Raw genomic sequence first — 8,397 nt, 5'->3', positions numbered from 1 at the left:
GTCCGTTTCACACCTTGTCCCATCGGGTTCTCCATTTATTGGGGGGAAAGGTGTAAACCATATTCAGGACGGGACACAAGCCAGCAAAAAGCCGCAGCGTTCACCCGCTGCGGCTTTTTTATCTCGTCCATCCCCACGACTTTCCCTCAACGCTCATCAGCCCCATTACCGGTGGCCTGAACGACCTCATCAGCATGGCCAGAGCGGATCACAAGCATAAAAAAACGGACCCAAACCAGAGGTTTGGGTCCGTTTATCAGTGAACCGTCAGCGGCCGCGAGGGCTGCCGAGACTCAGCACATGGCATTAACCACGGCCAGAGCGCTTACGATCCAACTCGGTCAGCAATTTCTTGCGGATACGGATGTTCTTCGGAGTCACTTCTACCAGTTCATCGTTATCGATGAACTCGAGAGCCTGTTCCAGAGTCATGCGGATCGGCGGAGTCAGCACCTGAGCTTCATCGGTACCGGAGGCACGCATGTTGGTCAGCTGTTTGCCTTTCAGGCAGTTAACAGTCAGGTCATTGGAACGGGAGTGAATACCGATTACCTGGCCTTCGTACACCTCGGTCGCGTGACCGATGAACAGACGACCGCGGTCTTGCAGACCGAACAGGGCGTAAGTCAGTGCCTTACCGGTTGCGTTGGAGATCAGCACGCCATTCTGACGCTCGCCGATGCTGCCACCCTTGTGCGGACCGTAGTGGTCGAAGGTGTGGTACAGCAGACCGGTACCTGAGGTCATGGTCATGAACTCGGTCTGGAAACCGATCAGGCCACGGCTCGGGATCATGAAGTCCAGACGGACACGACCCTTGCCATCCGGAGTCATGTTGGTCATTTCACCCTTACGCAGACCCAGTTGCTCCATCACGGAACCCTGGTGCGCTTCTTCAACGTCCACAGTTACGGTTTCGAACGGTTCTTGCAGTTCGCCGTCAACGGTACGCAGGATTACTTCCGGACGGGATACCGCCAGCTCGTAACCTTCGCGACGCATGTTTTCGATCAGGATGGAGAGGTGCAGTTCACCACGACCGGATACACGGAACTTGTCCGGATCATCAGTCTCTTCCACGCGCAGGGCCACGTTGTGGACCAGCTCCTGGTTCAGACGCTCCAGAATGTTGCGGGAGGTCACGAACTTGCCCTCTTTACCGGCGAACGGTGAGGTGTTGACCTGGAAGGTCATGTTCACGGTCGGCTCGTCAACGGAGAGCGGCGGCAGGGCTTCAACGGCACCGTTGTCACAGATGGTGTCGGAGATTTTCAGCTCGCCCAGACCGGTGATAGCGATGATGTCACCCGCTTGCGCGTCGGCAACTTCAGTACGGGACAGACCCAGGTAACCCAGCACCTGACCGACTTTACCGTTACGGGTCTTGCCGTCAGCACCAACGATGGTGACTTGCTGGTTGGTCTTGACGCGACCACGGGTGATACGGCCGATACCGATAACGCCCACGTAGGAGTTGTAGTCCAGCTGGGAGATCTGCATCTGGAAACCACCTTCGGCATCAGCCTTCGGCGCTTCAACGTTGTCAACGATAGCCTGGAACAGCGGCTCCATGTTTTCGGACTCGACGTCCTGATCCATGGTGGCCCAACCGTTCAGTGCAGAGGCGTAAACAACTTTGAAATCCAGCTGTTCGTCAGTCGCGCCCAGGTTGTCGAACAGGTCGAATACCTGATCCATTACCCAGTCAGGACGAGCACCCGGACGGTCAACCTTGTTGATGACCACGATCGGCTTCAGACCCTGAGCGAACGCCTTCTGGGTCACGAAACGGGTTTGCGGCATCGGGCCGTCTACGGCGTCAACCAGCAGCAGCACGGAGTCAACCATGGACAGTACGCGCTCTACTTCACCACCGAAGTCGGCGTGACCCGGGGTATCAACGATGTTGATGCGGTAGTCATTCCAGCGGATCGCAGTGTTCTTGGCGAGAATGGTGATGCCACGTTCCCGTTCCAGATCATTGGAGTCCATGATCCGTTCCTGGCCTTCCGTGGAGCGGTCCAGGGTGCCGGACTGCTGCAGCAGCTTATCAACCAGAGTCGTTTTGCCGTGGTCAACGTGCGCAATAATCGCAATATTGCGTAAATTCTCTAACATTCTCGCCTCAATCACCGGGTAAAATTGGGCGCTAATTGTACTCTTGCCTTTGTGATCTGCCTAGCAGAATTGCAGTACATTCGCGCATAACAACAGATCTGGATCATAGACCTCTCTGACAAACCCTGCTTAGATGGGCGGTGACCGTATTTCGCGCACCATTACAGTGCACCAAAACGATCCACCATCGCACTAAATTGATGCAACGCGAGTCGAGATCGCCTGATTTTGGGGAGCCTCTTCAGCGAGATTGCCCTGAAATCAAGCTGTCACAAACTTGGCACGATACTGGCTTATGTGAATACGACGACGCATTCACCCAGAGAGTTTTAACACCGGAGGTTACTTAGCATGTCAGCCCAGAACGTTTTGGCCCTGATCCAGGAACACGAAGTCAAGTTTGTTGATCTGCGCTTTACCGACACCAAGGGTAAAGAGCAGCATGTATCCATCCCTGCTCACCAGGTTGATGAAGATTTCTTCGAAGACGGCAAGATGTTCGATGGTTCCTCCATCGGCGGCTGGAAGGGCATCAACGAATCCGACATGGTACTGATGCCGGACGCAGCCTCCGCCAAGCTGGACCCGTTCACCGAAGAGACCACCCTGAACATCGTTTGTGACGTGCTGGAGCCTGCCACCATGCAGGGTTACGACCGCGATCCGCGCTCCATCGCCAAACGTGCAGAAGATTTCCTGAAGTCCAGCGGCATCGCTGACACCGTGCTGTTCGGGCCGGAGCCGGAATTCTTCATGTTCGACAACATTACTTTCTCCAACACCATGGGCCACAGCTTCGTGAAAATCGAATCTGAAGAAGCCGCATGGAACTCCGGCACTGCCTATGAGCATGGCAACAAGGGTCACCGTCCGTTCGTGAAAGGCGGTTACTTCCCGGTTGCACCGGTCGACTCTTCCCAGGATATCCGCGCCGCCATGTGTCTGGTGCTGGAAGAGATGGGCCAGGTCGTTGAAGCTCACCACCACGAAGTGGCCACTGCCGGTCAGAACGAGATCGCTACCCGCTTCAACACTCTTACGCTGAAAGCTGACGAAGTACAGGTACTGAAGTACGTGATCCACAACGTGGCTCACGCCTACAACAAGACCGTCACCTTCATGCCGAAACCCATGTTCGGTGACAACGGCTCCGGCATGCACTGCCACCAGTCCCTGGCCAAGAACGGCGTCAACCTGTTCGCTGGCGACCTGTATGGCGGTCTGTCCGAGATGGCGCTGCACTACATTGGCGGTATCATCAAGCACGCCAAGGCCATCAACGCCTTCGCCAACCCGACCACCAACTCCTACAAGCGTCTGGTTCCGGGTTATGAAGCCCCTGTCATGCTGGCTTACTCTGCCCGCAACCGTTCTGCCTCCATCCGTATCCCGGTGGTACCGAGCCCGAAAGCTCGTCGTATCGAAGTGCGCTTCCCGGATCCGGCTGCCAACCCGTACCTGGCCTTCGCTGCCCAGCTGATGGCCGGTCTGGACGGTATCATCAACAAGATCCATCCGGGCGATGCCATGGACAAGAACTTGTACGACCTGCCGCCGGAAGAGGCTGCAGAAGTACCGACCGTTGCCGGCTCTCTGGACGAAGCACTGGCTGCTCTTGATGCTGACCGCGAGTTCCTGACCCGTGGCGGCGTGTTCAGCGATGACTTCATCAACTCCTATCTGGAACTGAAACAGCAGGATGTTGACCGTGTGCGCATGACTCCGCACCCGCTGGAGTTCGAACTGTACTACTCCGTCTAAGTCGCAGCAGACAGCCCATTTAGATTGGGGCAGCTTGCCGAATCGTGACAAAACCCGCCAGATGGCGGGTTTTTTCTCTGATAGGATTAAGCAAGATACCGTCAAGGAGAGATGGATGAACAAGATACATGGCATAGGAGCAATTACCCTCCTGTTACTGACCTCATTCAGTACTCATGCGGCCAAGGTCTACTCCTGGGTCGATGGCAATGGCATTACCCACTACACGGATGCCCCTCCTCCCGGCAAAAACGTAAAGGAGGTGGATCTGCGGGCTGCTCCCCTGCTGGGTAGCGCCCCCAGCTCTGTACAGGTAGACAACTTCAACAGCCTGACTGGCGCCGATGCCAAGAAGGAGCAGGAGGCGGCCAAACTGGTGATCGAGCTGCTCTCCCCTGAACAGGGCAGCACCCTGCGCGACAACACAGGCAATATCGTCTTTCAGGGTCAAATCAGCCCCAAACCGCCAACCCAGTATGATGTGCGCCTGACCCTGGATGGCAAGGCAGCCCCCATCGTCAGCAACAGCCTCTCTATCCGGGTCGAAAATGTCGATCGCGGTGCCCACGAAGCTCAGCTAGAACTGCTCGCCAAAGACGGTACGATCCTTGCTAAATCTACACCAGTCACCTTTTACCTGCATAGAGCGAGCGTGACGCCGGCTCCCAAACCCACCCCCAAAGCCGACTAGGGGTGATATAGCGCACCGATGCGGGTAAACTCTATGCACCATATCGGTGCATAACAGGTGTGTAGCACCGTTTTAGGGAGAAACCTGTGCCAACCCGCTCGGACAACGCCAAAACACTCTTGGATAATTTGCTGACCGCCGTGATCCTGATGGATGAGCGGCTCTGCATCCAGTTCGTCAACCCGGCGGCTGAACAGCTGCTCTCCCTCAGTGAACGCAGGCTGATCGGCATCGAACTGCCCCATCTGCTGGAACATATCTCCCTCGATTTGCAACGGCTCAAGCAGTGCCTCGTGTCAGGGCAAGGCTTTACCGATAGCGAAGTGACTCTGGTGGTAGAGGGAGAACCGCGACTGGTGGAACTGAGCGCGACCCCGATGGCCGACCACGAACAACGTCTGCTGGTGGTGGAGCTGCGCAAGATCGACCAGCAGAAGAAGATCAGCCAGGAGCAGCAGCAACATGCCCAGCAGCTGGCGGCCAAGGAGCTGGTGCGCGGGCTGGCCCACGAAATCAAGAATCCCCTCGGCGGCCTGCGCGGCGCGGCGCAGCTGCTGCAAAAAGAGCTGCCGGATCCGGCGCTGCGCGAATATACCGGCATCATCATCGAACAGGCTGACAGGCTGCGGGTACTGGTCGATCGGCTGCTCGGTCCCCAGCGCCCCGGCCGTCACCAGATGCACAATGTCCATTCGGTGCTGGAGCAGGTACGCCGACTGGTGGAGCTCGAACTCCCTCCCTCTGTTCGCATCGAGCGGGATTACGACCCCAGCATCCCCGAATTCGAGATGGAGCCGGATCAGCTGCAGCAGGCGTTTCTCAACATAGTGCGCAATGCCGCCGAAGCACTGGGCGATCAGACCGGGCTTATCCGCATCAAGACCCGCACCGCGTTCCAGATCACCATCCACGGCCAGCGTTACCGACTGGCAGCGGAGATCAAGATCATCGACAACGGCCCCGGCATTCCCGATGCCATTCGCGACACCCTGTTCTACCCGATGATCACCGGCAAGGAGGGGGGCACCGGGCTCGGCCTCTCCATCGCCCAGAACCTGATCGACCAGCACAAGGGGCGGATTGACTGCATCAGCTGGCCGGGTCACACCGAATTCACCATTTTTCTACCGCTTCGCAAGTAAGGGAACCCCATGACCGCCAAAGTGTGGATCGTCGATGACGACAGTTCTATCCGCTGGGTGCTGGAACGCACCCTCGGAAGCGAAGGCTTCAACTGCGAGAGCTTTGCCGATGGTGAAGCGCTACTGCACGCCCTTGAGCTGCGCTCGCCCGATGTCATCCTCTCCGATATCCGGATGCCCGGTATCGACGGCCTGAGCCTGCTGGAGCAGATCCACCGCCGTCAGGCCGATCTGCCCATCATCATCATGACCGCCCACTCGGATCTCGACAGCGCGGTCAACGCTTACCAGCGCGGCGCCTTCGAGTATCTGCCCAAGCCGTTCGATATCGACGAAGCGGTGACGCTGGTACGTCGCGCCGAGAACCACCTCAAGGAGCAGCGCACCAAGCGCAAGTCTCGTCAGCAAGAGGCCACCGCTACGCCGGAGATCATCGGTGAAGCGCCGGCGATGCAGGAAGTATTCCGCGCCATCGGCCGTCTGTCGCGTTCCAGCATCTCGGTGCTGATCAACGGCCAGAGCGGTACCGGCAAGGAGCTGGTCGCCCATGCGCTGCACAAGCACAGCCCGCGCGCCCACAAAAGCTTCATCGCCCTCAACATGGCTGCCATCCCCAAAGATCTCATCGAATCGGAACTGTTCGGTCATGAGAAGGGGGCCTTCACCGGCGCCAACAACATCCGCCACGGCCGCTTTGAGCAGGCCGACGGCGGCACCCTGTTTCTCGACGAGATCGGCGACATGCCGCTGGATGTGCAGACCCGGCTGCTGCGGGTCTTGGCCGATGGCCAGTTCTATCGAGTCGGCGGCCACCAGCCGGTGCAGGTGGATGTACGGATCATCGCCGCCACCCACCAGAATCTGGAGAAACGGGTCGCCGATGGCGAGTTTCGCGAGGATCTGTTCCACCGCCTCAACGTCATCCGCATCCACATCCCCGCTCTCAAGGAGCGCCGTGAGGATATCCCCCAGCTGGCCCGTCACTTCCTGCTGCGCGCAGCCAAAGAGCTGAACGTCGAGGCCAAGAGCCTGCACCCCGATACCCAGGCCTATATCAGTCGCCTGCCCTGGCCGGGCAACGTGCGCCAGCTGGAGAACGTCTGTCGCTGGCTCACCGTGATGGCCTCGGGGCAAGAAGTGCTGGTCGGCGACCTGCCTGCCGAGCTGCTCACCCCCATCACCCACAACGCCGAACCGGGTCAACCGGCGTTGCCCGGTTGCTGGCAGCAACAGTTGCAGGAGTGGGTGGCCAGCAAGCTGGCGCTGGGAGAGACAGACATCCTGGCCGATGCCATGCCCCAGTTCGAACGGATCATGCTGGAGACGGCGCTGGAACACACCCACGGCCACAAGCAGGAGGCCGCCCGCCTGCTCGGTTGGGGCCGCAACACTCTGACCCGCAAGCTGAAGGAACTCGATCTCTCCTGAGTCCCGGGGAAAAACGATTCCCATCACGCCCTGACAAATCACAGTCCGCCAGAACCCCGTTTAACCATAAACGGGGTATCTTTTTTGAAAGCCCCGCCTAGAATGGCAGGCTTTCAAACCTGACTCGACGAGGGCGCCCCCATGATTGACAGATCTCTCCCCCTGACCGACCTGCACCGCCATCTGGACGGCAACATCCGCCCGCAAACCATCCTCGAGCTGGGTCGCCAACACAATATCCAGCTGCCCGCCTTTGAGCTGGAAGCGCTGCGCCCCCACGTACAGATCGTCGAAAACGAGCCGAGTCTGGTTGCCTTCCTGAAGAAACTGGACTGGGGTGTGGCCGTGCTGGCTGACTATGACGCCTGCCGCCGGGTCGCCTACGAGAACGTGGAAGATCTGCTGCGCGCCGGTATCGACTATGCCGAGCTGCGCTTCAGCCCGGCCTATATGGCCATGGCCCACAAGCTGCACCCGCAGGGTGTGGTGGAAGCCATCATCGACGGCGTGGCCGCGGGCAGCCGTGACTTCGGCATCAAGACCAACCTAATCGGCATCATGAGCCGCACCTTCGGCACCGATCAGTGCAATCAGGAGCTGGCAGCCTGTCTGGCCCACCGCGACAAGCTGGTCGCCATCGATCTGGCCGGTGACGAGCTGGGCTTCCCGGGCGAACTCTTTGTCGACCACTTCCGCAAGGTGCGCGATGCAGGCATGCGCGTCACCGTACACGCCGGTGAAGCCGCTGGCCCCGAGAGCATGTGGCAGGCCATTCGCGAGCTGGGCGCCGAGCGTATCGGCCACGGCGTCAAAGCGATTCAGGATCCGGCCCTGATGGCCTATCTGGCCGAGCACCGCATCGGCATCGAATCCTGCCTCACCTCCAACATCCAGACCACTACGGTGGCGAGCCTGACCGAGCACCCGATCCGCCAGTTCCTGGCCGCCGGTGTGCTGGCCTGCCTCAACACCGATGACCCGGCGGTGGAAGGGATCGACTTGCCGCACGAATATGAGGTGGCCGCTCCGGCCGCTGGCATGACCGCGAGCGAAATCCGCAGCGCCCAGCAGAACGGCCTGACCCTGGCCTTCCTGAGCGATAGCGAGAAAGCCGAGCTGAGCGCCCGCGCCGCCAGCCGCTGATCCACACCGGCACTGCAAATAGAAACGGCCCACTTCGGTGGGCCGTTTGCTTTGCGGATTTCTGATGATGAGTAAGCACTGGGCCAGCTGGCAGATAGCAAAAGACCCAAACAG

The 8,397-nt window shown here is 59.0% G+C and carries 6 protein-coding genes; 5 read left to right on the top strand and 1 reads right to left on the bottom strand.

Going from position 1 to position 8,397, the window contains the following annotated elements:
* Positions 1-306: 306 nt before the first annotated feature.
* Positions 307-2,118 (bottom strand): translational GTPase TypA, encoded by a 1,812-nt coding sequence (gene typA, locus G5253_RS16040; RefSeq protein WP_106844305.1) that lies wholly within the window; start codon positions 2,116-2,118, stop codon positions 307-309.
* A gap of 351 nt (positions 2,119-2,469) precedes the next feature.
* Between typA and glnA the strand changes: the two genes are divergently transcribed.
* The 5 genes from glnA (at position 2,470) to add (ending at position 8,283) form a co-directional block, all read left to right on the top strand.
* Positions 2,470-3,879: a glutamate--ammonia ligase gene (glnA, locus tag G5253_RS16035; protein WP_005339672.1), complete on the top strand. Its 1,410-nt coding sequence runs from the start codon at positions 2,470-2,472 to the stop codon at positions 3,877-3,879.
* A gap of 115 nt (positions 3,880-3,994) precedes the next feature.
* The gene (locus G5253_RS16030; protein WP_266135659.1) at positions 3,995-4,570 is read left to right on the top strand and encodes a DUF4124 domain-containing protein; all 576 of its coding nucleotides are present in this window, start codon (positions 3,995-3,997) and stop codon (positions 4,568-4,570) included.
* An 86-nt stretch (positions 4,571-4,656) separates the two neighbouring features.
* Positions 4,657-5,712: a nitrogen regulation protein NR(II) gene (gene glnL / locus G5253_RS16025; protein ID WP_005356202.1), complete on the top strand. Its 1,056-nt coding sequence runs from the start codon at positions 4,657-4,659 to the stop codon at positions 5,710-5,712.
* Positions 5,713-5,721: 9 nt separating this feature from the next.
* The gene (glnG, locus tag G5253_RS16020) at positions 5,722-7,140 is read left to right on the top strand and encodes a nitrogen regulation protein NR(I) (protein WP_266135660.1); all 1,419 of its coding nucleotides are present in this window, start codon (positions 5,722-5,724) and stop codon (positions 7,138-7,140) included.
* A 141-nt stretch (positions 7,141-7,281) separates the two neighbouring features.
* Positions 7,282-8,283, top strand: a complete 1,002-nt coding sequence (add, locus tag G5253_RS16015; RefSeq protein ID WP_266135661.1) for an adenosine deaminase — start codon at positions 7,282-7,284, stop codon at positions 8,281-8,283.
* The last annotated feature ends 114 nt before the right edge of the window (positions 8,284-8,397 follow it).

Origin of the sequence: Aeromonas sp. 602658 (assembly GCF_049173005.1) — a bacterium.
Classification (GTDB): Bacteria; Pseudomonadota; Gammaproteobacteria; order Enterobacterales; family Aeromonadaceae; genus Aeromonas; species Aeromonas veronii_A.
Note: the sequence above shows the minus strand (reverse complement) of the source record. Positions and strands in the feature narration are given on the sequence as shown.